At 70.9% G+C, this 22473-nt stretch carries 16 protein-coding genes; 8 read left to right on the top strand and 8 right to left on the bottom strand.

The window, feature by feature from the left end; translation table 11 throughout:
- Positions 1–76 precede the first annotated feature (76 nt).
- Positions 77–916, bottom strand: a complete 840-nt coding sequence (locus tag ACTIGN_RS04245; RefSeq protein WP_439621559.1) for a DUF1559 family PulG-like putative transporter — start codon at positions 914–916, stop codon at positions 77–79.
- A gap of 114 nt (positions 917–1030) precedes the next feature.
- Here ACTIGN_RS04245 and ACTIGN_RS04240 point away from each other — a divergent pair, with 114 nt between their 5' ends.
- A complete protein-coding gene (locus ACTIGN_RS04240) occupies positions 1031–1423 on the top strand; it encodes a PilZ domain-containing protein (RefSeq protein WP_439621558.1) in 393 nt (130 codons plus the stop codon).
- An 83-nt stretch (positions 1424–1506) separates the two neighbouring features.
- Here ACTIGN_RS04240 and ACTIGN_RS04235 read toward each other — a convergent pair whose 3' ends face one another.
- On the bottom strand, positions 1507–2874 hold the full coding sequence (locus ACTIGN_RS04235) for an ATP-binding protein (RefSeq protein ID WP_439621557.1): 1368 nt from the start codon (positions 2872–2874) through the stop codon (positions 1507–1509).
- A 78-nt stretch (positions 2875–2952) separates the two neighbouring features.
- On the bottom strand, positions 2953–3723 hold the full coding sequence (locus ACTIGN_RS04230) for a 3-keto-disaccharide hydrolase (protein ID WP_439621556.1): 771 nt from the start codon (positions 3721–3723) through the stop codon (positions 2953–2955).
- A 321-nt stretch (positions 3724–4044) separates the two neighbouring features.
- Between ACTIGN_RS04230 and ACTIGN_RS04225 the strand changes: the two genes are divergently transcribed.
- On the top strand, positions 4045–5568 hold the full coding sequence (locus ACTIGN_RS04225) for a hypothetical protein (protein ID WP_439621555.1): 1524 nt from the start codon (positions 4045–4047) through the stop codon (positions 5566–5568).
- Between the two features lie 176 nt (positions 5569–5744).
- Positions 5745–7658, top strand: coding sequence for a hypothetical protein (locus ACTIGN_RS04220; RefSeq protein WP_439621554.1), 1914 nt, complete (start codon positions 5745–5747; stop codon positions 7656–7658).
- Between the two features lie 105 nt (positions 7659–7763).
- Here ACTIGN_RS04220 and ACTIGN_RS04215 read toward each other — a convergent pair whose 3' ends face one another.
- Positions 7764–8666 (bottom strand): ThuA domain-containing protein, encoded by a 903-nt coding sequence (locus ACTIGN_RS04215; protein ID WP_439621553.1) that lies wholly within the window; start codon positions 8664–8666, stop codon positions 7764–7766.
- A gap of 146 nt (positions 8667–8812) precedes the next feature.
- Here ACTIGN_RS04215 and ACTIGN_RS04210 point away from each other — a divergent pair, with 146 nt between their 5' ends.
- Both ACTIGN_RS04210 and ACTIGN_RS04205 read left to right on the top strand, forming a co-directional pair.
- A complete protein-coding gene (locus ACTIGN_RS04210) occupies positions 8813–11677 on the top strand; it encodes a DUF1553 domain-containing protein (RefSeq protein WP_439621552.1) in 2865 nt (954 codons plus the stop codon).
- 97 nt (positions 11678–11774) lie between these two features.
- A complete protein-coding gene (locus ACTIGN_RS04205; protein WP_439621551.1) occupies positions 11775–13220 on the top strand; it encodes a DUF1501 domain-containing protein in 1446 nt (481 codons plus the stop codon).
- A 117-nt stretch (positions 13221–13337) separates the two neighbouring features.
- On the opposite strand, the gene ACTIGN_RS04200 is transcribed toward ACTIGN_RS04205, so the two are convergent.
- Positions 13338–14585: an anion transporter gene (locus ACTIGN_RS04200; protein ID WP_439621550.1), complete on the bottom strand. Its 1248-nt coding sequence runs from the start codon at positions 14583–14585 to the stop codon at positions 13338–13340.
- Between the two features lie 112 nt (positions 14586–14697).
- Here ACTIGN_RS04200 and ACTIGN_RS04195 point away from each other — a divergent pair, with 112 nt between their 5' ends.
- A complete protein-coding gene (locus tag ACTIGN_RS04195) occupies positions 14698–15612 on the top strand; it encodes a cobalamin-binding protein (RefSeq protein ID WP_439621549.1) in 915 nt (304 codons plus the stop codon).
- Positions 15613–15643: 31 nt separating this feature from the next.
- Here ACTIGN_RS04195 and ACTIGN_RS04190 read toward each other — a convergent pair whose 3' ends face one another.
- Both ACTIGN_RS04190 and ACTIGN_RS04185 read right to left on the bottom strand, forming a co-directional pair.
- Positions 15644–18301 (bottom strand): cation:proton antiporter domain-containing protein, encoded by a 2658-nt coding sequence (locus ACTIGN_RS04190; RefSeq protein WP_439621548.1) that lies wholly within the window; start codon positions 18299–18301, stop codon positions 15644–15646.
- Between the two features lie 113 nt (positions 18302–18414).
- Entirely contained in the window at positions 18415–19251 is an 837-nt protein-coding gene (locus ACTIGN_RS04185) for an alpha/beta hydrolase (RefSeq protein WP_439621547.1), read from the bottom strand.
- A 233-nt stretch (positions 19252–19484) separates the two neighbouring features.
- Here ACTIGN_RS04185 and ACTIGN_RS04180 point away from each other — a divergent pair, with 233 nt between their 5' ends.
- Complete coding sequence (locus ACTIGN_RS04180; protein WP_439621546.1) at positions 19485–20720, top strand: prolyl oligopeptidase family serine peptidase; 1236 nt, start codon at positions 19485–19487, stop codon at positions 20718–20720.
- An 84-nt stretch (positions 20721–20804) separates the two neighbouring features.
- Here ACTIGN_RS04180 and ACTIGN_RS04175 read toward each other — a convergent pair whose 3' ends face one another.
- Positions 20805–21905: a sialate O-acetylesterase gene (locus ACTIGN_RS04175; RefSeq protein ID WP_439621545.1), complete on the bottom strand. Its 1101-nt coding sequence runs from the start codon at positions 21903–21905 to the stop codon at positions 20805–20807.
- 221 nt (positions 21906–22126) lie between these two features.
- On the opposite strand from ACTIGN_RS04175, the gene ACTIGN_RS04170 reads away from it, so the two are divergent.
- Positions 22127–22387, top strand: coding sequence for a hypothetical protein (locus ACTIGN_RS04170; RefSeq protein ID WP_439621544.1), 261 nt, complete (start codon positions 22127–22129; stop codon positions 22385–22387).
- The last annotated feature ends 86 nt before the right edge of the window (positions 22388–22473 follow it).

Genomic DNA, 22473 nt, shown 5'->3' with positions numbered 1-22473 from the left:
ATTCGTGCCTGCCTCCAACCGCTTCCGGAGGCAGGCACGAATGCCTGCCCCACCAGACAGATACTCGCGTTTCCATTTACTCCGTCGCGCTGATCTCGCCGCCGGCGATGGTCGCGAGTTGCAGCAGGACTTCGGGCGAGGTCCGCGGGGTGAAGGTCCGCACCGAGCCGTCGCACAGCGCGAAGTTCGTCGCGTTCGGGAAGAAGCCGCCGAACTGCCCGCCGGGGCCGGTCAGCGGTGGCGCGCCGGGTGCGTCGTCGAACTCGCGGGCCGTCGAGGGGCCGCCGCGGAGCCACGGGCCGGGCTCGTTCGCGGACTCCCCGATGAGCAGCGTCTGGCTCAGGCCGTCGGTGATGCGCTCGAACGGCGTTGGGGCGTCGTACCGGAACGCGCCGGCCCTTGGGGGCGTCGGCACACCAACCGCGAGCGGGAGAGTCGCGGCGTCGGTGCCGACCCCGGCGACGCCGACGTAGCACGTCGGTGCGGGGCCGGCCGCGGCCGCGAACCCCGGGCACAGCACCACGGGCAGCGGCGTGAGTGCCGCGGCCTGGTTCGCCGGTGCCGGCCAGGGCTTGTCGGTATGGACCTGCGCGAGCAGCGCCTCGACCGGGTTGCGGCGCTGGTCGAGCGACGGCAGCACCGCGACGAGCCAGCTCAGCCGCTCGTCGGGCGGCACGCCCTCAAGCACGACCGTCGCAGCGGGCACCGCACCGGGGAGCTTGGCCACATCGACCTTGAACCGCGGCTTGGCGGCCGGGTCGTCGTGGTGCGCCGCGAAGAACGCGAGCTGCCGCAGGTTGTTGATCGACTCCTCGACGCCGGCGTTAAACCGGGCCTTCTGCACCGCGGCGATGATGAAGCCGACGACCACGACGGCGAGCACGAGGACCGCGGCGGGGAGCAGGTAGCGGAACATTCTTCACCCGGTCTGTCAGGAAGCCGCTGATTGTCGGACACGAGCATTTCCGACCGATCGCGGGCGTAATAGCATGGCGGGAAGATTATTTCTCTCCCGCAGTGAGCACCGCCCATGCAGACGGCCCCACCGGTCCCGGTCCCCGAAGCGCACGACGACCGGCGGCGGGCGGCCCGGTTCCGGCCCACGATCGGTACGCTGTGCCGGTTCCGCCGGTGCGGTGACGCCGCCGCCGAGCGGCACGTCGGGCTCGTGTGGAACCTGTCCGAGACCGGGGTGAGCATGCTGCTGGCCGACCCGCCCCCATGCGGCACCCGGCTCGACGCGGAACTGGCGGCCGAGTCCGGGCCGGCGCGGCTCGCGGTCGCGATGGTCGTCGTCCACGTCCACGAGATGCCGCACGGCGACTACTTCCTCGGCGCGCACCTCGACCGCCCGCTCGCGCTCGACGACCTGGAACAGTTCCTCGCCCCGCCCGCCGCGGCCGCCGACCGGAAGGGGCGCTGACCGGGTGGGGTGATGGCCGGAGCCCGGGCGCCGAGCGAGGGATGACGTCATCCCTCGCTCGGCGCTCGGGCTCGGACCAACTGTCACGTCGGCAACTCGATGCGGAACACCGTGGTGCCGTCGCGGTGGCCCCACGCGAGGCGGCCGCCGTGGGCCTCGGCCGCCCGCTTCGCCACCGCGAGACCGAGGCCGATCCCCTGGTCCCTCCCGGTCACGAACGGCTCGAACAGCCGGTCCGCGATGCCCGGCGGCGGCCCCGGCCCCGAGTCGATCACCTCCACGACAACCGGCGCGCCGCCCGCACCTTCGCGAAGCTGGACCGTCACCGCGCCGCCCGGCCCGGCGGCCTCGACCGCGTTGCCGATCACGTTGCCGAACAGGTGCGAGAGCTGGGCCGGGTCGCCGGTGACGACCCGCGGTTCGGTCGGGGGCGACCACGCGAGCGCGGTCCCCGCGTGCTGGCACTGCGGCCGCAGCAGGCTCACGGCCTGGTCGAGCAGCGCCCCGAGGTCGCACGGCTGCCTCCCGTGCTCGGGCGGCTTGCCGAGCACCAGGAACTGCCGCAGGTTCGCCTCGATCCGGGCGAGCTGGCGGAGCGCGACGCGGAGCGGCTCGGGGTCGGCCGCCGGGTTCTCGGCGAGGAACAACTCGATCGCGAGCTTCGCGCCGGCCGCGGCGTTGCGGAGCTGGTGCGCGAGCCCGCCCGAGAACTGGCCCAGCACCCGGAGCCGCTCGTCCCGCTGCAGCTCCTCCTGGAACGCCGCGAGCCGCCGGGCCATGTCGTTGACTGACGCGCACAGGTCGCGGAGCTCGTCGTCGGACCGGGGCAGGGGCATCGGGCGGAAGTCTCCGGCCGCGATCAGCCGGGTGCGGGCGTCGAGGTCGCGGACCTTGCCCACGAGCCGCGAGCCGAACGCGACCGCGAGCCCGAACGCGGCCAGCCCGCCGAGCCCGCCGAGGACCACGAGCGGCCGCACGGCGTCGCTCACCGCGGTCTGCCGCAGCGACTCGGGGTAGAAGATGTACAGGTCGCCGCCGGCGTTCGGGTGCGGGGGCCGCAGCGGCAGCCGGAGGCACCGGTATTGGGTGTTCGCGACTTCAACTGGAGGGCCGAGCGTGTGCTCCTCGTCGGCCCGCGGCTGCACCGCGGTCGGCACGTCGGCCGGGGGCGGCGGCTGGGGCTCGGGGAACGTGGACTGCGACGGCTCGCCGGCCCGGACGTAGAGGAACTCGGCCCCGGAGAGCCCCTTCATCTGCTGGAGCACCCGCTCGGTCATGCGGAACGTGCTCCGCTCCTCGGTGAGGGTGCGGGCCACGGCCCACTGCTGGGCGGCGAGCCGCCGCTCGGCGCCGCGGGCGGCGGCCGCGGCGGCCCACGCGGTCGCCGCCGCGTCCCCCAGCAGGAGGAGCGTCAGCGGCACCAGCAGGCGGTAGCGGAGCGAGAGGCGCATGGGTGCAGTGTAGCCGGCACCCGCGGAAAGTGATGAGTCGAGCCGGGCCCCACCGTCGCGACGGTGGGGCCGTGTGGGTCACTTCTTCAGCGGCTTGTACTCGACCTTCTTGAACGTCATGACGCTGCCCGGGTCGTGGCCTTGGAGCGCGAAGTGCCCCTTCGTGAAAGTCGGCTTCTCCTGCGTGAAATCGATCGTCTGCTTGCCATTCACAAAGATCTGGATGTGCCCGCCCTCGGCGACCACCTCCTGCGTGAAGAACTCGTCGGCCTTGTGCGGCGCGTCGTTCATCACGAGGATCTTCTTCCGGTCGTCGGCGCTCACGTTGGCGAACGACGGGTACAGGCTCCCGGTGCGGATCTTGTCGCCGTGGGTCGCGTTGATCTGCGCCTCGTACCCCAGCGGGAACCCGGGGCCGAACTTCGTGCGGAAGTACTGCCCGCTGTTGCCCTTGTCGTTGATCTTCGCCTCGACGCGGTACTTGAAGTCGTCGGCCTCGACCTCGGTGAAGATGTGGCTCGCCGGGCCGCCGCCGACGAGGAGCCCGTCCTTCACCTGCCACAGGACCACCTCCTTCCCCGGGGTCCCGTCCTTCCCGTCCTTCAGCACGCCGACGAACGCGACCACCTTGCCCTCGTCGTTCTTGGTCTCCTTCACCGCCTTGAACTGGCCGCTCGGCGGGTCCGGGATCTTCCAGCCGGTCAGGTCCTTGCCGTTGAAGAGCTGGACCCAGCCCTCTTCGGTCTTCTTGTCCTCGGCGCGGCCCGCCCCGACGGGGCAAACTGCGGCGACCAGGGAGAGTGGGAGGGCCAGGAGGATCGTGCGGACGGCGGCGGGAAAGGGAACCATATTTGCACACTCCAGAGGACCAGACCGGTGGAACCACCGTTGGTCTTGAGATGGTATTTGACGCGGACCGGACCCGCCAGTGAATCGCTCCGAGGAACCGCTACAACCCGACTCGGTTGCACCGGAAAAGTTTACCCAGACCGTGCAGTTTGTGTTGCCTACCACACTCGGCCCGCGTACTTTAATCCAGCGTCGCGCAATATTGGGCAGTCTGGGTAGTTTGGTTCGCCCGTGTTGAAGTTGCCGACCATGACCCCGGGCTGATCCGCTGAACGGACGCGGCGGGCACCCCCAAGTTTCCTCACCAAGAGAGTTCGCACCATGAACCGACGGATCATTGCAGTGGCGGCGCTCGGGGCCGCGATCTGGCTGACCCTGCCGGAAGCCTCGGCGTTCGGCGGCCGGAAGAAGCGCGGCGACGACTGCAGCCCGTGCGCCGCCCCGGCCCCGTGCGGCGTGGCCGGCGGTGCCTGCGGCACCCAGTACACCGTGAGCTACGTGGACCAGAAGGTCACCGCGTACAAGACCGAGACCGAGACCCGGGACGTCAAGGTCATGGTCACCAAGTGGGTCGACGCGAAGGAAGACTACAAGTACGTCGAGAACGTGCCGGTCACCGTGAAGCAGAAGGTCACCGAGACCGTGATGCAGCAGAAGGCCGAGGCGTACAAGTACACCGCGATGGAGATGGTGCCGGTCAAGCAGAAGGTCACCGTCCAGCAGGTGCAGCAGAAGGCCGAGGCGTACAAGTACATGGCCAACGAGTACGTGCCGGTCAAGCAGAAGGTCACCGTCCAGCAGATGCAGACCAAGGCCGAGGCGTACAAGTACATGGCCAACGAGTACGTCACCGCCAAGGAAATGGTGAAGGTCCAGCAGTGGGTGCCGGTCACGAAGGACGTCGAGTCCACCGTGTGGGAGTCCGTGCCGGTCACGACCAAGCAGAAGCAAACGGTGTGTGAGGTCGTGTGCGTCCCGACCGTCGTCACCCAGACCGTCGCCGCCGCCCCGTGCGCGACCGCGGCCCCGGCCCCGGCCTGCGACGAGGGCGGGCGGAAGGGCCTGTTCAGCCGCCTGTGCCACAGGAAGAAGAAGGCCTGTGCCGAGCCGTGCCCGACGCCGTGCGCCGCGCCGGCCCCGTGCGGCGAGCCCTGCGCCGCCCCGGCCCCGCAGACCGTCCAGGTCACCGTGATGCAGCGGCAGGTCGTGACCAAAGAGGTCGAGGTCAACGTCGTGACCTACACGAAGGTCGCCAGGAAGGTCGTGAACAAGGTCACCGTGATGCAGCCGACGACCGTGGACAAGGAGGTGACCGTCACCAAGTGCGTGCCGGTCGAGAAGACCGGCACCCGCATGGTGTCGTTCTACGTGCCGGTCGAGCAGGAGGTGACCGTCACCAAGTGCGTGCCGGTCGAGAAGACCGGCACCCGCATGGTGTCGTTCTACGTGCCGGTCGAGCAGGAGGTGACCGTCACCAAGTGCGTGCCGGTCGAGAAGACCGCCACCCGCATGGTGTGCGTCCCGGTCGCGGTCGAGAGGGAGATCGACGTGACGACCCTCAAGGCCGTCGAGAAGACCGGCACCCGCATGGTGAAGAAGGCCGTGCAGGCCGAGGAGACCGTCAAGCAGACGTTCTCGAAGGTCGTGCCGTACGAGACGACCGTGAAGGTCGCCGTGTACACCGCCGCCCCGGCCCCGACCCCGGCCCCGTGCGAGACCCCGTGTGCCGCTCCCGCGGGCCCGTGCGACACCGGCTGCGGCATGTCGGGCGACTGCGGCAGCTACGCCGAGACCAAGAAGAAGCGGGGCGGGCTCTTCAGCCGCCTGTGCAAGAAGGGCTGCTGAGCCCTCGCACCGCGAACGCAAACCCGACCCCCGGCCGAACGGCCGGGGGTTTTTTCGTTCGCGGTCCGGCCGCCGGGGTTATCACCCCGGCGGCTTGTTTTTGTGTGTACCGGGCGGGGGCTATAGTCACATCCCCGGGCCGCTCCCGCCCGGGCCACCGGTCCGGAGGCCCGCACATGGTCCGACTCGTTTCGTGGTGCGCACTCTTGTGCTTCGCCGCCCCCGCCCCCGCAGGCGTTGGCGACCCGCAACTCGGGACCGACCACCCGTGGTACCCTGGAGAACGCGCGTGCTCGTCGTGGGAGCGGCTGTTCGCGACCCAGGCCGCGGCGTACAAGCGGGTGACCGGCCGCGAGTGCCTGACCGACGAGGACAAGGCGCTGGCCGCGTGGCTGTGGCGGAACACCCACTACTGGCACGGCGAGGAGGGGGCCGAGGACCTGTGGGGCAAGGGGTTCGGCAAGGGCGGCGACACCCGGACCCGGGAGTACTGGACCGGCCTGTTCGCCCACGGGTACGGCCTGTGCGGCACCACCCACAGCCAGTGGGTCGCCGAGATGGAGGCGCTGCTCGGCCACGGCCGGGGCCGCGCCGTCGGGGCCAACGGGCACTCGGCGTTCGAGGCGTTCCTGACGGGCGACGCCTACGGCGCCGGCAAGTGGGTGCTCCTCGACCACGACCTGTCGACCGTCGTGTACGACGCGGCCGGGAGGCACCTGCTCGGCATGAAGGAGGTCGCCGCCGACTGGAAGGCGCTGACGGACCGCGGGTTCAAGCCCGAGCGGCAGCACGGGTGGCTGGTCTGCGGCCTGCACCCCGGCGACAACGGCAGCTACGCCAAGAACCAGGTGGCCGAGTACCTCGCGGGGTACGCCGGGCCGCCCCCGGTCGTTCACCTGCGCCGCGGCGAGGCGCTCCGCCGGTACCCCCAGCCGGGGCTCGAGGACGGCAAGTCGTTCGTGTTCTGGGGCCGCAACTCCAACGCCGGCGGCGTCCCCGGGCCGGAGCGGGCGCACACGTGGGTGAACCAGCCCGACGCGATGTACAACTCGAAGACCGGCGCGGGGACCAGGGTCGGCCGGGCGCGGTTCGCCAACGCGGTGTACACGTACGCCCCGGACTTCGCGGGCGACTACAAGGAGGGCGTCGCGTCCGAGGACGACACTCAGGTGACGTTCGAGTTCCGGACGCCGTACATCATCGCAGCGACCCCGCCGAACGCCAGGGAGTGGGGGATCTACGACCCCGGGTGCAAGAACGGGCTCGTGGCCCGCGGCACCGCCGGGTGCAAGGTGTCGGTGTCGGTCGACCGCGGGCAGACGTGGCACGACGGCGGCAAGTTGAGCGACGGCCCCGACCTGACGGACGCGGTGAAGGGGCACCGCCAGTACCTGCTGCGGTTGCACGCGGGGGCGAAGGCGCTGGCCGGCAGCGGCCTCACGGTCACCACCGTCTGCCAGGCGAGCGCCGCGGTGATGCCGCGGCTCAAGGACGGCGGCTCGGTCGTGTCGTTCGCGGCCGGCGGGAAGGCGCTGGTGTCCGCGGGGCCGACGCTGCCCCAGGCGGCCGCGCACGTCGTCGCCGGGAAGTTCGACGGCCCCGCGGTCACGCTCGAGCTCCGCACCCCGCGGGGCGAGCCGGTCACCGACGTGTACGCGGTGGGCCACGTCCGGTCGAGCAGCCCGCCGGACCCGAAGGTGAAGTACCAGATCGAGGCCTCGACCGACGGCGGGAAGACGTGGAGGCCGGTTGCGAAGGACTGGAACATCAACCGGCAGGGGGACGAACCCGGCGACTTCTGGTCGCAGTCGTTCTGCTGGGGGAACGCGCCGGTCGCGGGCGACCCCCCGGCGTCCTCGGTGCGGGTGCGGTTCCGCAACGACGGCGGGAAGCCGTACGCCCGCGCCGAGGTCCACCTCGCGTACCGGACCGGAACGGACCCGACGGCGGTGACGTTCGCGTGGGCCGACGACGCCGGCGACCACACGGCCAGCCACACGTTCACCGGCGGGGCCGGCGAGCGGCCGTGGACCGTGCCGACGGGGAAGAACGCCCGCACGAAGTGGGTGGAGATGTCGCCGGCGAAGTAGGGGGTCGGGCCGGGGGCGCGAACGGGGCTTCGAACCCGGTGCGGGCGCGTCCCGGTCCCGGTGCCACCGGCCCCTGGCCCGTGCCACCAGGACCCGATTTGAGGCTCACTTTTCCTTCTTCGCGGGCGGCTTCGCGAGGTACCTGGGCAGGTCGGCGGCGTCGAGCTTGACCGGCGCGCCGTCCTTCGGCACGTCCACGCCGGCGGCCCACAGGACGCCGTTGGTCAGGAACCGGCGGTAGCCCTCCTCGGCGAAGCTCTTGTGCAGGTGCCCGCCGGTGAACACGAACGAGCGGCCGCCCTCGGGCCGGTCGTAGGCCCAGGAGATGATCGCGTCGTTCGCCTTCGGGTCGTCCTTGCTCTTCGGGTTCACCGTCCGCAAGAGCGGGGTCACGCCCTTCATTTCGGGAACGAACTTGAGCTTCCAGAGGTAGCCGTCGTCGATCGTGAACGGCGTGACGCCGCGGGTGACCGGGTGCTCGGGGAAGTCCTTGAACTCGGACACCCAGTGCGCCCGCAGCGAGTGCTTCGCCTCCCACGCGCCGCCGACCAGGGCGCGGGCCCGGTCGCCGAGGTCCTTCGGGTAGTCCGCGGTCTGGTGCAGTTGCACGAACCCGGCCCCGCCGTCGAGGAGCTTGCCGATCTCGGCCAGCCGGTTCCCCTTCTCGCCCTTCAGGATGCCGTGCTTGTCGCCGCCGTCGAACAGGAAGACCACCGCCTTGGCGCCCTTGAGCGTCTCGGGGTTCGTCGGCCAGTCGATCGCGATCACCGGGGCGACCCCGGGCGTCTGCTTCAGCAGGTCGGCCAGCACCGTGATCCCGGCGACGTACTCGTGCTCCCCGGCCTTGTAGTAGCTCGACCCGGCGATGAGCACGATCTTGGTGGCCTTCGGGTCGGCCGGTTGCTCCTCGAGCTTCCATCCGTTGGGCAGCGCCGGCGGCTCGTCGGCCGCCGGGGCGAGGCGCGCGGCCTGCGTGAAGAGGAGGGCGAGAAGAAATGCGAATCGCATCGGGGACTCCGGGGAGGGTAACGGGTTCAACCCTCATAGAGCCGCTCCGGGTTCGCTCGGACCGGAAAAATCGTGTCCAACCCGCCGCCACCGGGCTATTGTTCATTACCCCGCCTGCCGTCGGTACGCTGCCCGGGAACTCTCCAATGCCGCCACGCCCCTTCGCCGTCGCCCTGGTCGCCGCCGCCGCCCTCTCGGGAACCGGCCGCGCCGCGGCCGCCGACCCCGTCGACCCGAAGGCCGCCGACTTCTTCGAGAAGAAGATCCGCCCCGTTTTGGCCGAGCACTGCTACTCGTGCCACTCGGCCGAGGCCGAGGCCAAGAAGAAGCTCAAGGGCGGGCTGGCGCTCGACACCCGCGACGCGACCCGCACCGGCGGCGACAGCGGCCCGGCCCTTGTTCCCGGAAAGCCCGCCGAGAGCTTGCTCCTCAAGACCCTGAAGTACGACGGCGACGTGAAGATGCCGCCGAAGGGCAAGCTCCCCGACGCGGTGGTCGCCGACTTCGAGGCGTGGGTCAAGATGGGCGCGCCCGACCCGCGGGCCGGCGGCGGCCGGAAGAAGCAGGTCGGCCTCACCATCGAGGAGGGGAAGAAGTTCTGGTCGTTCGTCCCGGTGGCGAACGCCCCGGTCCCCGCCGTGAGGGACGGCGCGTGGCCCGCGGGCAACATCGACCGCTTCGTCCTCACGAGGCTCGAAGCGAACAACTCCAGGCCCGCACCTGACGCCGACAAGGTCGTGCTCGTCCGCCGCGTGTACTTCGACCTCACCGGCCTGCCGCCGACGCCCGAGCAGATCGACGCCTTCGTGAACGCGACGGACCCGGCCGCCTACGAGAAGCTCGTCGATTCGCTGCTCGCGTCGAAGGCGTTCGGCGAGCGCTGGGGGCGGCACTGGCTCGACGTCGCCCGGTACGCCGAGTCGGTCACGCTCCGCGGGTTCGTGTACAAGGACGCCTGGCGGTACCGCGACTACGTCATCGACAGCTTCAACGCCGACGTGCCGTTCCCGCAGTTCGTCAAGGAGCAGATCGCCGGCGACCTGCTGCCGGCCGCGGACCACGTCGCTCGCAAGCGCCAGGTCGTCGCCACGTCGTACCTCGCGCTCGGCAACACGAACCTCGAAGAGCAGGACAAGAAGCAGCTCCGCATGGACGTGGTGGACGAGCAACTCGACGTCGTCACCAAGGGTTTCCTGGCGCAGACGGTGACGTGCGCCCGGTGCCACGACCACAAGTTCGACCCGATCCCGACCCGGGACTACTACGCACTCGCCGGCATCTTCCGCAACGTGAAGTCGCTGGAGAACGCGAACGTCTCGAAGTGGGTGGAGGTGCCGCTGCCGGCCGAGCCCGGGGCCGAGGCGGCGCTCAAGAAGCACGAGGAGGCGGTCGCCGCGCTCCAGGCCCGGATCAGGGCCGCCAAGTCGGTCGCGTCGGCCAAGCCGGTGCCGAACAAGGGGCCGGTCGCCGTCAAGGACGTGCCCGGCGTCGTCGTGGACGACGCGCTAGCCAAGAAGGTCGGCGAGTGGAAGGTCTCGAAGTTCAACAACACCTACGTCGGCGAGGGGTACGTCCAGGACGACAACGCCGGCAAGGGCGAGAAGACGATCACCTTCGACCCGGACATCACCAGGACCGGGCGGTACGAGGTGCTGTTCGCGTACAGCCCCGGCGCCAACCGGGCCGACGGCGTGCCGGTGACGGTGTTCAGCGCCGACGGCGAGAAGGAGCTCCGCATCGACATGCGGAAGACGCCGCCGATCGACGGGCACTTCGTCTCGCTCGGCACCTACCGGTTCGAGAAGGACGGGCAGAGCTTCGTCATCGTCTCGAACGAGGGGACCAAGGGCCACGTCACCGCCGACGCGGTCGCGTTCGTCCCCGCCGACGACAAGAAGGAGGCCGCCAAGGAAGAGCAGGGCGGCGCGGCCCCCGCGAAGAAGGGCGACAAACCCGCCCCCAAGGCCGAGGAGACCGCGGCGCTCAAGGACCTCGAAGCCGAGTTGAAGAAGCTCGAGGCGAGCGGCCCGAAGCGGGCCACGGCGATCAGCGTCGTCGAGGAGAAGGTGATCGAGGACGCGAAGGTCCACGTCCGCGGCAGCGTCCACAACCTCGGGGCGGTCGTGCCGCGGGGGGTGTTGCAGGTCGCCGGCACCGGCACCGTGCCCGCGTTTCCCAAGACCGCCAGCGGTCGCGTGGAACTCGCAGAGTGGATCGCGTCGCCCGAGAACCCGCTGACCGCTCGCGTGTACGCGAACCGGGCGTGGCACTGGCTGCTCGGCTCGGGCATCGTCCGCACCGTGGACAACTTCGGCACCACCGGCGAGAAGCCGTCGCACCCGGAGTTGCTCGACTACCTCGCGGCGAAGTTCGTGAAGGACGGGTGGAGCACCAAGAAGCTCGTCCGCGAGATCGTGCTGAGTCGCACCTACCGCCAGTCGTCGGCCGCCGCGCCCGAGACGGCGAGGGCCGACCCGGACAACCTGCTGTTCGGGCGCGCGAACCGCCGCCGGCTCGAAGCCGAAGCTGTTCGCGATGCGATCCTCGCAGCGAGCGGCCGACTCGCCGACCACGCCGGCGGCCCGACGTTCCCGCCGAACCTCGGGGCGGACTACGCGTTCAAGTCGAACCTCGACGTCCGCAGCGTGTACCTCCCGGCGTTCCGCAACAGCCTCCCCGAGTTGCTGGAGGCGTTCGACGCGGCCGACCCGAGCATGGTCACCGGCAAGCGGAACTCCAGCACCGTCGCCCCGCAGGCACTGTTCCTGCTGAACAGCCCGTCGGTGGCCGAGCAGGCGAAGCACGCCGCGGTGCGGCTGATGTCGGCGAAGCTCGGCGACGACGAGCGCATCACCCTCGCGTACCGCGTCACGCTCGGCCGCGTGCCGTCCGACGGCGAACGGGCGGTGGCGTCGAAGTTCCTGAAGGCCAACGCCTCGAACCTGCCGGTCGCCTGGGCCGGCCTCGCACACGCGCTGTTCGCCTCCGCCGACTTCCGATTCCTCGAATAGTGCGGAGCCGTCAGGAGTGCGGAGTGCGGAGTGCGGAGTGCGGAACGCGGAATTGAACACACCAAACCAGAACACAGCGCCGATCACGGAGACCAATATGTCCTCTCACTCCGCACTCCCCACTCCGCACCCCGCACTCTCCCGCCGCCAGTGGCTGAACACGACCGCGTGCGGGTTCGGCGGGCTGGCGCTGGCCGGCCTCGCGACCGCGCAGGCCGCGGCCCCCACCAGCCCCCTCGCCCCGAAGCCGACGCACTTCCCGGCAAAAGCGAAGCGGGTCATCTTCCTGTTCATGCAGGGCGGGGTGAGCCACGTCGACTCCTACGACTACAAGCCGCGGCTCCTGAAGGACGACGGCAAGCAGTTCGCGTTCGACGACGCCCGCGTCATCGCCAACACCGGCCAGCGGGGCAGCAACCAGCGGGTGATGAAGCCGCTGTGGAAGTTCGCCCAGCACGGCCAGTCCGGCGCGTGGGCGACCGACCTGTTCCCCGAGGTCGCGAAGCGGATCGACGACCTCTGCTTCATCAAGTCGATGCACACCGAGGGCGTGGCGCACGGCCCGGCGACGCTGTTCCTCCACTGCGGGAGCACGAACTTCGTCCGCCCGAGCTTCGGCTCCTGGGCGCTGTACGGCCTGGGCACCGAGAACCAGAACCTGCCGGGGTTCGTATCGATCGCGCCGTCGAACGGCAACGGCGGCGCGCGGAACTACGGCAACGCCTTCCTCCCGGCCGTGTACCAGGGCACGCCGCTCGGCCGCGCCGGCGGCACCGCCAAGGAATCGGTGATCCGCAACCTCGCCCCGGCGGTCGCCGCGACCGACGCCAAGGCCCGGTTCGAGTTGCTCCGCGAGATGCACGGCGAGCAACTCAAGCGCACGCCCGGCGACGCCGAGATGGAGGCCGTTGCGAACTCGTACGAACTCGCGTGGCGGATGCAGATGAACGCTCCGGACGTGCTCGACCTCACGAAGGAGTCCGACGCGACGAAGAAGCAGTACGGCATCGGCGAGAAGGCGACCGACACGTTCGGGCAGCAGTGCCTGATGGCCCGCCGGCTCTCGGAGCAGGGCGTGCGGTTCATCCAGGTGACCTATGGCGACAGCTCCGCGAACCCGGCGTGGGACCAGCACTCGAACATGCCCAAGCACGGCGACCACGCGAAGGCGGTCGACAAGCCGATCGCCGGGTTGCTGGAGGACTTGAAGAAGCGCGACCTGCTGAAGGACACGATCGTGTGGTGGGGCGGGGAGTTCGGCCGTACGCCGTACTCGCAGGGCGGCGGCACCGGCCGCGACCACAACCCGCTCGGGTTCACGACCTGGGTGGCCGGCGGCGGGTTCAAGCCGGGGTTCTCCTACGGCGCGACCGACGAGTTCGGGGCGCTCGCCGTCGAGAACAAGGTCCACATGCACGACCTGCACGCGACCATCCTGCACCAGCTCGGCCTCGACCACGAGAAGCTGACGTTCGAGTACGCCGGCCGCCCGTTCCGCCTCACCGACGTCCACGGCCGTGTCGTCAAGGACGTGCTGGTGTGAGCGCACAAAGTCAGTCACTCGCTCCGCGAGTGGCACCGACTGCGATCCGAGCCCGACCGCTCCCGCTCGTTGCACCGGGGTGCGACTCGCGGAGCGAGTCGCCGACCCTCAATCTCATCAGTACCGCACGAGCGCCAGCCACGCGGCCCCGAGGACGAGCGTGATCAGGGTGACCGGTGTGCCGACGCGGCAGTAGTCCCAGAACCCGATCGCCACCCCCTCCTTGCGGGCCTGTTCGACCACGATCAGGTTCGCCACCGAGCCGAGCACCGTCAGGTTCCCCGCGAACGTGCTGGACAGCGCCAGCGCCAGCCACGCCGTCTCCCGCGCCGCTTCCGGCATCGCCCCCACCACCGGCTTGAACAGCAGCACCGCCGGCACGTTCGAGACGACGTTCGACAGCACCGCCGACAGCCCGGACAGCACCCAGACCGGATCGGCCCGCGCCGCCCACTCTTCAACGCCCACCGTCGAAAGGACGTGAACCTCGAACGTGCGGACCACGACGAACAGCCCCGCGAACATCAGCAGGAGCCCCCAATCGACGTGCGGGTAGATCTTCGCCGGGCTCACGCGGTCGAGGAGCAGCACCGCCGCCGCCGCGAGCGCGACGACCGCCATCGGGAGCCCCGCGAAGAACGCGCCCACGGCCGCGAGCGTCACGACGAGGCTCTTCACCAGCAGCGCGGTGTGCCGCCGGCCGCTCGGGGCGCGGTCGGTCGCGCCGGACGCACCCGCACGCGGCGCGTCGAGCACCGAGCGGTACGCGATCAGCGTGACGACGTAGCCGACGACGAGGCCCATCGCCGCGGGCGGCGCGAGCTTCGCCGCGAACCGCAGGTACGATATGCCCGACAGCCCCCCGATGATCATGTTCTGCGGGTTGCCGGTGAGCGCCGCCGCCGAGCCGAGGTTGCTCGCGACCGCGAGGCCGACGAGGTGCGGCCGCGGGTCGAGCCCGAGCAGCCGCGTCAGGTGCAGCACGAGCGGCGTCATCGCCACGCACACCACGTCGTTCACGAGGACCGCGGAGAGCACGCCCGAGAGGAGCATGACCACGGCGAGCAGCGCCCGCGGCGACTTCACCCGGCCCAGCGCCACGCCCGCGACCCGCGCGAAGAACCCGGCGCGCCGCAGGAATGCGACCACGATCATCATGCCGAGGAGCAGCGCGAGCGTGCGGAAGTCGATCGCCCTCACCGCGTCGTCGAACGCGATGAGCCCGCACGCCAGCGCGCCGGCCGCGCCGACGAGCGCGACGCCGACTCGGTCGGTCCGCAGCCACGGGAGCTTCCCGAGCGCGAGCCCGAGGTACGTGAGCGCGAACCAGAACAGGGTCATCCAGAACGCAGCGGGTTCGGGCACGCGGGCCTCCTGCTCGCGGGGACGGTACTCAGAACTGCTACGGGGAACGCCCGCGGCCGGCCACGTTGCGCGCCCGGGCGGTATGCTGAACACCACGCCCCACGGAGCACCCATGCGAATCGTGTCCCTGCTGCCGAGCGCCACGGAGATCGTGTGCTCGCTCGGCCTCGAAGACCAGCTCGTCGGCGTCACGCACGAGTGCGACCATCCCGAGGCGGCCCGGTCGCGGCCGAAGGTCACCCACACGCTGATCCCGACCGACGCCCCGAGCGGCGAGATCGACGCACTCGTTCGCGAGCGACTCAAGACGAACCGCGCGCTGTACACGCTCGACTTCCCGACCGTCGAGCGGCTCGCCCCGGACCTGATCGTCACGCAGACCCTGTGCGACGTGTGCGCCGTGGCCGAGGCCGAGGTGACCGCCGCGACGTGCCGGCTCCCGGGCCGCCCGCGGGTCGTGAACCTCGAACCCACCACCCTCGAAGGCGTGCTCGCCAACGTCCGCACGGTCGGCGAGGCGGCCGGCGTCGCGGAGCGGGCCGACGAGGTCGTCCGCGGGTTGCGGGCGCGCATCGCCGCGGTGGCGGCGCGCTCTATGGGCGTCGCGCGGCCGCGGGTGCTGTTGCTGGAGTGGCTCGACCCGCCGTTCTCGTGCGGCCACTGGTCGCCGGAGTTGGTCGCGCTCGCCGGCGGCGACGAGGTCATCGGGCGGCCCGGCGAGCGGTCGCGAACGCTGACGTGGGCCGAGGTCGCAGCGGCCCGGCCCGAGGTCGTCGTGGTCGCGTGCTGCGGGCTCAGCGTCGAGCGCACCATGGTGGACGTTGCGGCGGTGGCGGCCCGCCCCGAGTGGGCCGCGCTGCCGGCGGTGCAATCGGGCCGGGTGTACGTCGTGGACGGCTCGGCGTACTTCAGCCGCCCCGGGCCGCGGCTCGTGGACGCGCTCGAAGTCCTCGCCCACGCGGTGCACCCGGCCGTTCACCCGCTCCCGCCCGGGTTGCCCGCCGCCCGCCGCGCGGCGAACGAGTAAGGAAGGGTGTGAGCGGGTGAGCGCGGCCCGGTCAGCGGGCGGCCTTGCCACCGAGCAGGCGGGGGTCCGGTGCGACCGCGGCCAGGATCTCTGTCACCTCCGACGCGGACGCCGCCGTGCGGAGGAGGTGGCGCTTCTCGGGGTCGCCGGCGACCCGCGCGACCTGGGCCAGCAAGAGCACCTGGAGGTTCGGCTGCTCCGCGGGCGTGACGAGCATGAAGATCAGGTGGACGAGGTCCGGCGAGTGCGTGCCGAACGCGACCCCGTCGACCGACCGGCCGAGGACCACCAGGGGGCGGCCCAGCCCGGGGCACCGGGCGTGCGGGACGGCGACGCCGAGCCCCAGGTTCGTCGGCATGTCCCGTTCGCGGGCGATCGCCTGCGACGCGATGTCCGCGCCCGCGGGCAGGAGCGCCGCGGGGACGCGGGCCGCCATCTCGGTGATCGCCTGCTCGGGCGTCCGGGCCGACAGGTTCAGCAGCGCGTCGTCGGTGACCAGCAGGTCGCGGAGCGCCAGCTTGGGGTGCCGTGGGTACTCGTCCTCGATCCGCCCGACGACCTGTTCGAGGGCGTCCTCGACGGTGACGATCCCGACCGGGCTCTCGCCGTCCCGGACCACGCACATGGTGGCCCCGTCCCGCTGGAAGTAGAGCAGCGCCGACTCGACGTCGTCGTCGGGGCGGACGGTGCCCAGCGGCCGGACCAGGCCGGTCCAGTCGGCCCCGTTGGAGTTGAGCCCGATGAGGTCCTTGGCCAGCAGGTAGCCGACCGGGAGCCCGGTCCCGGCCCCGACCACGGGCCACCGCGAGAACCGCTTCTCGCTGACCTGGCGGCGGACCTCGTCCAGGGTCGCGGCGGAGGACAGCCGCCGCACCCGGGTCCACGGGACCATGATGTTGCGGACCGGCTGCGAGCGGAGGCCGGACACGTTGTCCAGGATCAGCCGGGTGCGGATGTCGCGGACCGCGCTCTCGATCGACTCGCGGCCCGCCCCGGTGTCGGCGAGCACGAGCCGGGCGAGCGCGACCGCGGCCTCGGCCTCCTCGAAGATCGCGGCCGTCGCCCCGACCAGTTCCAGCTCCTCCCGCTCGCGAATGTAGTGGGCGCGGACGAACGCCTTGACCCCCGGGTTCAGGTTCCGCGCGGCGGCGACCACGGCCGCCCGGTCCGCCGAGTGCGGGAGCGTCAGCACCAGGTGCGACGCCCGGCCCACCCCGGCGCTCTCCAGGATGGCCTCCCGCGAGGCGTCGCCGAAGATGGCCGTCTGCCCGCGCCGCCGCAGGTCCGACACCGTGTCCATGTTCATGTCGATGACGACCGTGCTCAGCCCCGCGTCGCGGAGCAGCCGGTCCACCGTCTGCCCGACCGGGCCGAACCCGACCACCACCGCCAGGCGGGTGCCCCCGTCGGCCTGCCGGGCCATCTGCCCGGCGACCTCGGCGTTGGCCGCGACCACGGTCCGCTCGGCCCGGGAGTTGAGCACCGCCCAGAGCCGGGGCCGCCGCCGGAGCCACCGCTCGATCCGGCCCAGGGACCGGAACAGGAGCGGGTTCAGGGTGATCGAGATGATCGCCGCGCCGACGAGGACGTTGTGCCCGTCCTCGGGCATCACCCCGTGCTTCCGGGCCAACTCGGAGAGGATGAACGAGAACTCGCCGATCTGCGCCAGCCCCAGGGCCACCGTCAGGGCCGTGCGGACCGAGTGCCCGAGGGCCGCGACGATCACCAGCGCGGTGAGCGGCTTGACGAGCAGGATCACCCCCAGCGCCGCGAGCATCATGAGCGGCTCCCGCACCAGGAACCCGGGGTCGAACAGCATGCCCACGGACACGAAGAACAGGACCGCGAAGGCGTCCCGCAGGGGCAGCGCGTCGGCCGCCGCCTGGTGGCTCACCGGGGACCGGGCGACCATCATCCCGGCGAGGAACGCGCCGAGCGCCATCGACGCCCCGAACAGCGCGTACGCCCCGGCCGCGATGGCGACCGAGAACACCATGACGGTCAGCGTGAACAGCTCGCGGGACCGGAGCCGGGCGACCTGCGTCAGCGCCCACGGGACGACCCGCGAGCCCGCGACCATCACGACCAGGACCAGGGCCGCGAGCTTGAGCAGGGCCACCGCGATCGCGGCCGCGGGGTGGTCCCACACGCCCCCGCCCGTCTCCTTCCCGGTGGTGCCGAGGACCGGGATGATGACCAGCACGACCACCGTGAGCACGTCCTCGACGAGCAGCCACCCCACGGCCGCGTGCCCGGCCGGCGAGTTCAGGGCGTCGGCGTCCATCAGCACCCGCATCAGCACGACCGTGCTCGCGACCGCGAGCGCCATGCCGATCACCGCCCCCGTCCGCGCGTCCATCCCGAACAGCGAGAACACCGCGACCGCGGCGAGCGTGGCGACCAGGCTCTGCCCGAGCGCCCCCGGGATCGCGATGGCCCTGACGGCGACCAGGTCCTCGAGGTGGAAGTGCAGCCCGACCCCGAACATGAGCAGGATCACCCCGACCTCGGCGAGCTGGTGCGCGAGGTGGATGTCGCCCTGGAACCCCGGGGTGTGCGGGCCGATGAGCACCCCGGCGAGCAGGTACCCGACGATCGGCGACAGCCGCATCCACTGCGTCAGCAGGCCCAGGACCCAGGCCGCGGTGAACCCGGCGGCGATGGTCGCAATGAGCGGGAAGTCGTGCATGCGTCACCGTTGCAAGGAGCCACGTCGGGTGCCCCGCCGCATCCGTGAGGACCGGGCACAGCCGTTGCACCCGTGATACGGTTCGGCGGAGTTCGATCCAGGCCGGCCGCGCGTCACTTCTTCAGCGCGCCGTCGAGGAACCCGAACAGCTCCCGGGTCGGCGCGTCGTCCTTCTGCCCCAGATCGGACCCGATCGAGCCGTGCGTCTTGCCCTCGGCCGCGATCACCTTCGCGGCGATCCCGGCGTCCTTGAGTTTGTCGGCCAGCCAGTGCGCCTGCGCCTTCGTGTCGGCCCGGGTCGCGACGTGCAGGATCAGGAACTGGGGGATGTCCTTCCCCCGGGCGACGTGAGCGGCCGCCGAGTAGTCGCGCTGCGTTGCTTCCGCGTCGGTGAAGATCTCCGTGATCGTCTTCAGGGGGGTGGTGCCGCCGTCCTTCACCCGCTTCGGGATGTCGTAGAACGAACAGTCGACCGGCACGCACGCCTTGAGCGCCGACAGCGGCACCTTCTCGGCCTTCAGGTAGCGGTCGTCCGTGCAGACCAGCGCGGCGAGTTGTGCCCCGGCCGAGTGCCCCATCAGGACGACCGCGTTCGGGTCGCCGCCGAACTCCTTGGCGTGCTCGTGGACCCACCGGATCGCCCGCGCGACGTCCTCGGTCATCTCCTTCACGGTCGCGGCCGGGCGGAACCGGTAGTTCGTCGCCACGAAGACGTACCCCTTGTCCACGAAGGCCAGCGCCTTCTTCTGAAAGCCCTTCTTGTCCCCCGCCGTCCACCCGCCGCCGTGGACCCAGAAGACGATCGGGCGGTTCTTGGCCCCGACCGGGGAGTACACGTCGAGCGTCTGCCGCTCGTTCTTCGGCTCGGCGTAGGCGACGTCCCGGAGGACCGCGGGCTCGGCGGCGTGAAGTGGGGCCGCGAGGAAGAGGAGGACGGCAGTGAGTCGCATGGGGGCGGGTCCGGGGTGCGGATGGGATGACACACCGTTGCATGTACGGACCGCGGGCCCCGGCGGTGAGGTGGGGCTGCGCGGAATGCCGGCACGAAGCGCCTTGCGAACCGGGAGCCGGTGCGGCCAGCGGGACCGGGTGCCGGGACCGCCGCGCCCGGAAAGTGCGTACAACGAGCAATGGCACTCCCCGCAGTCCCCCGCCCCGCCGCGTTCCCCACGAGGAGCCCCGCATGTCACTGCTCTCCCGAACCGCACCCCTGGTCGTCGCCCTCGGGCTCGCCGCGTGTCTGCCCGCGGCCACCGCACAGGACGCGACGTGGCCGCCGACCAAGGCGAAGGAGTCCGAGTTCACGTCGCGGAAACTCGACACGTTCCAGCACGGCACGAAGAAGGAGTGGGGGTACGCCGCCCCGCAGAAGGACACGTTCCTCGTGCTGCACCCGAAGGAGCCGCGGGCCAAGGCCCCTCTGTACGTCGTCCTGCACTCCGCGGGGCACGACGTGAACTCGTGCCTGGCCTGCACCGCGAAGGTCGGCAACCACGACATCTATCACGCGCCGGCCGACTTCTACGCGCTGTACCTCGACTGCCGCGCCAACAAGGGCGACTGGTGGTGGGGGAGCGAGAAGTACAAGGGGCCGGACGTGTGCCCGACCGAGAAGCGGGTGCTCGACACCGTGGCCTGGGTGGTCAAGGAGTACGGGCTCGACGCGGACCGCGTGTACCTGTGCGGGAACTCGATGGGCGGCAGCGGCGCGCTCGGGATCGGGATGCGGCACGGCGACGTGTTCGCGGCGGTGAAGGCGAACGTGCCGGCGCGGGTCGAGCACGTCACCAGCCGCATGTACTTCGGGGCCGAGGTGCCGGCCGGCGTCACCATCCCCGACCCGCCCGTCGTGGTCGACTACTCGGCCCCGAACGACTCGTGGTCCAAGGGGCACGAGGCGTTCGCGAGGGCGATGAACGACCGCAAGTACCCGCTGTTCCTCTACTGGGGGCCGTTCGGCCACGCCAACAACCACGAGCAGATCCTGAAGGTGAACGACCTCATCAACTCGTTCGACTGGCTCGGCGTGAAGCGGAACGAGTTGTACCCCGTGTTCACCAGCGCCTCGACCAACGACCCGCTCCCCTGGCCGGACCAGCTCACCAGCAAGAAGTCGGGCCAGGTCAACGCCTTCTTCCGGTGGACGGGCGGGAGCGAAACCGCGGACGCCGCCGAGGCGCAGTTGTTCCTGGTAAAGGCGGCGGACCTGAAGACGGCGTTCACCGTGCCGACCGAGGCGACCGCGGACGTGACGCTGCGGCGGCTGCAGAAGTTCCGGGCGGCCCCGGGCGCGACGGTGACCTGGGCGTTCGGGAAGGCGACCGGCGAGGTGAAGGCTGACGCGCAGGGGTGCGTCACCGTCCCCGGCCTGAAGGTCACCGCCGAGCCGACCACGCTCACGCTGAAAGCTGCGAAGTGATACGGCCGAACGGCTGACGGGCCGCCCCGGAGGGCGGCCCGCCGCTGCACATTTCCTGAAGTCGCACGAGACGGTGCGCCCCGGTTACTTCTTGCCGTCCTTCAGGAGTTCCACCATGGCCCGGCCCATGGCCTCGCCGACGTCCATGTACACTTCCGCCTTGCCGCCGTAGTGGCCGTTGCCGCTGCCGCCCTGCGCCATGGGGTTGGTGTACACGGTGGCGACGTTGCCCTTGAACTCCGGGTACTTGCCGCTCGTGCCGTCGACGGCGAGCTGGGCGTCGAGGATCTTCCCGCCGTTGCCGTCGCCGCCCTTCTTGGACTCGCCCATCGTGGCCAGGACGAACTTCGCGTTCGGGGCGTCGAAGTCCTTGCGGAGCGACTTGATGAACTGGACCAGGTTCTTCTCGTAGTGGGCCGCGTGGACGGGGTTCCCCGCGTCCTTCTCTCCCTGCCAGAAGAAGAACCCGGCGACCTCGTACTTCGTCGCGCCGGGGTAGTGCTTGCCGAGGTCGGCGAGCACCTTCTTCGCGTCCCCCACGTCGCCGTCGTACTGCAACCCGGCGTACCAGGCGATCGGCTTGCCGTTCTTGTCCACGAACGGCGGCGGTTCGGTCGCCGGGCCCTTGGCCGGGTCGGCCGCCCAGGAGTCGGGCTTCTCCTTGTAGCCGGCGTACACCTTGCCGCCCTCGGCGAACCGCTCGCTGCCCGGGGGCAGGAGGTCCCACCCGAGGCTGCGGTTCCCGATGCAGCTCTTGAGGACCATCACCGGCGCGTCCACCACGTTCCCGACGACGTGCCCGATGCCGAACTCCGGCCCGATGGTCCCGGTCTTCACGCCCAGCCAGTCGTTCACCATCAGGCCCTTGCCCTGCATCACGCGCACGAACCGGACGTCCTTCCGCTCGGACCACTTGCCCGCGTCGTCCACCAGGTACGCGTACTTCTTCTTCTCCTTGACCGCGTGCTCCAGCGAGATCTCCCCGCCGGTGATCTTCCCCAGCCCGACCATGTTCGACTGGCCGAGCAGAATGTACACCTGGACCGGCTTGGTCACGTCCGCCGGCTTGCCGTCGTGCTTGGGCACCGGGGCCGGCGCGTCGGCGGCGGCGACAAGGGGCACGATCAGGGCCGCCGCGGCGAGCGCCGCGGGGAGAACCGATCGGCTGAGTCGTCGGGAGGTCATCGGGTCGCTCCGGAGAAGGAACGGGGCGGGAAGTTTCAACACGGCGGGGCGGGTCGAGGCAAGGTCACATGCATAGTAGTAGCCCGGACCGGTATCGTTACCGGGAAATTCATTATCGTTAATCGGAACGGCTCAATGAGGTTGGCGGCCGTCGGTCGTGAACCGCGTCGGGCGGTGATGCGTAGAACGCGCCGGGTGCAACGTGCCGCAGGGGAGAGACGATGACACCGCTGTACCGCGACCCGCACTTCACGTTCCGGTTCGCCGATGACCGCGTCGTCCCGCGGTTCCACGTCGACGGTGCCACAGCGGGTCGCCGGGTGGTCGTGTACCGCCTCGACCCGGCGACCGGCGAGCCGGCCGAGTGGCTGGCGGACGCGGTCGCCGGAGAGGGCGGGTGGGTCGATCTGGCCGAGCCGCTCGTGGTGCGGGCCGGGGGCGGGTTCGTCGCGGTGCCGGCCGCCGGCGTGGTCCAAGACTGATTGAGGCGCAGCGCGGATCGGCACCCGGTCCGAGCCCCAGCGCCGCGCAACGCGGCACGCACACCCCACGCACGGCGCGCGGGGGC

This window comes from Gemmata sp. (genome assembly GCF_051859125.1).
In the GTDB taxonomy this organism is placed as follows: domain Bacteria; phylum Planctomycetota; class Planctomycetia; order Gemmatales; family Gemmataceae; genus Gemmata.
The sequence above is the reverse complement of the archived record's forward strand: the minus strand, read 5'-3'. Positions and strand labels throughout refer to the sequence as shown.

What these genes read in the sequence shown, in the direction of transcription:
- ACTIGN_RS04215 (WP_439621553.1), bottom strand. Translation starts at nt 8,666, where the DNA reads ATGCGATTCGCATTTCTTCTCGCCCTCCTCTTCACGCAGGCCGCGCGC.
- ACTIGN_RS04210 (WP_439621552.1), top strand. Translation starts at nt 8,813, where the DNA reads ATGCCGCCACGCCCCTTCGCCGTCGCCCTGGTCGCCGCCGCCGCCCTC.
- ACTIGN_RS04205 (WP_439621551.1), top strand. Translation starts at nt 11,775, where the DNA reads ATGTCCTCTCACTCCGCACTCCCCACTCCGCACCCCGCACTCTCCCGC.
- ACTIGN_RS04225 (WP_439621555.1), top strand. Translation starts at nt 4,045, where the DNA reads ATGAACCGACGGATCATTGCAGTGGCGGCGCTCGGGGCCGCGATCTGG.
- ACTIGN_RS04175 (WP_439621545.1), bottom strand. Translation starts at nt 21,905, where the DNA reads ATGACCTCCCGACGACTCAGCCGATCGGTTCTCCCCGCGGCGCTCGCC.
- ACTIGN_RS04230 (WP_439621556.1), bottom strand. Translation starts at nt 3,723, where the DNA reads ATGGTTCCCTTTCCCGCCGCCGTCCGCACGATCCTCCTGGCCCTCCCA.
- ACTIGN_RS04240 (WP_439621558.1), top strand. Translation starts at nt 1,031, where the DNA reads ATGCAGACGGCCCCACCGGTCCCGGTCCCCGAAGCGCACGACGACCGG.
- ACTIGN_RS04190 (WP_439621548.1), bottom strand. Translation starts at nt 18,301, where the DNA reads ATGCACGACTTCCCGCTCATTGCGACCATCGCCGCCGGGTTCACCGCG.
- ACTIGN_RS04185 (WP_439621547.1), bottom strand. Translation starts at nt 19,251, where the DNA reads ATGCGACTCACTGCCGTCCTCCTCTTCCTCGCGGCCCCACTTCACGCC.
- ACTIGN_RS04220 (WP_439621554.1), top strand. Translation starts at nt 5,745, where the DNA reads ATGGTCCGACTCGTTTCGTGGTGCGCACTCTTGTGCTTCGCCGCCCCC.
- ACTIGN_RS04180 (WP_439621546.1), top strand. Translation starts at nt 19,485, where the DNA reads ATGTCACTGCTCTCCCGAACCGCACCCCTGGTCGTCGCCCTCGGGCTC.
- ACTIGN_RS04235 (WP_439621557.1), bottom strand. Translation starts at nt 2,874, where the DNA reads ATGCGCCTCTCGCTCCGCTACCGCCTGCTGGTGCCGCTGACGCTCCTC.
- ACTIGN_RS04195 (WP_439621549.1), top strand. Translation starts at nt 14,698, where the DNA reads ATGCGAATCGTGTCCCTGCTGCCGAGCGCCACGGAGATCGTGTGCTCG.
- ACTIGN_RS04245 (WP_439621559.1), bottom strand. Translation starts at nt 916, where the DNA reads ATGTTCCGCTACCTGCTCCCCGCCGCGGTCCTCGTGCTCGCCGTCGTG.
- ACTIGN_RS04170 (WP_439621544.1), top strand. Translation starts at nt 22,127, where the DNA reads ATGACACCGCTGTACCGCGACCCGCACTTCACGTTCCGGTTCGCCGAT.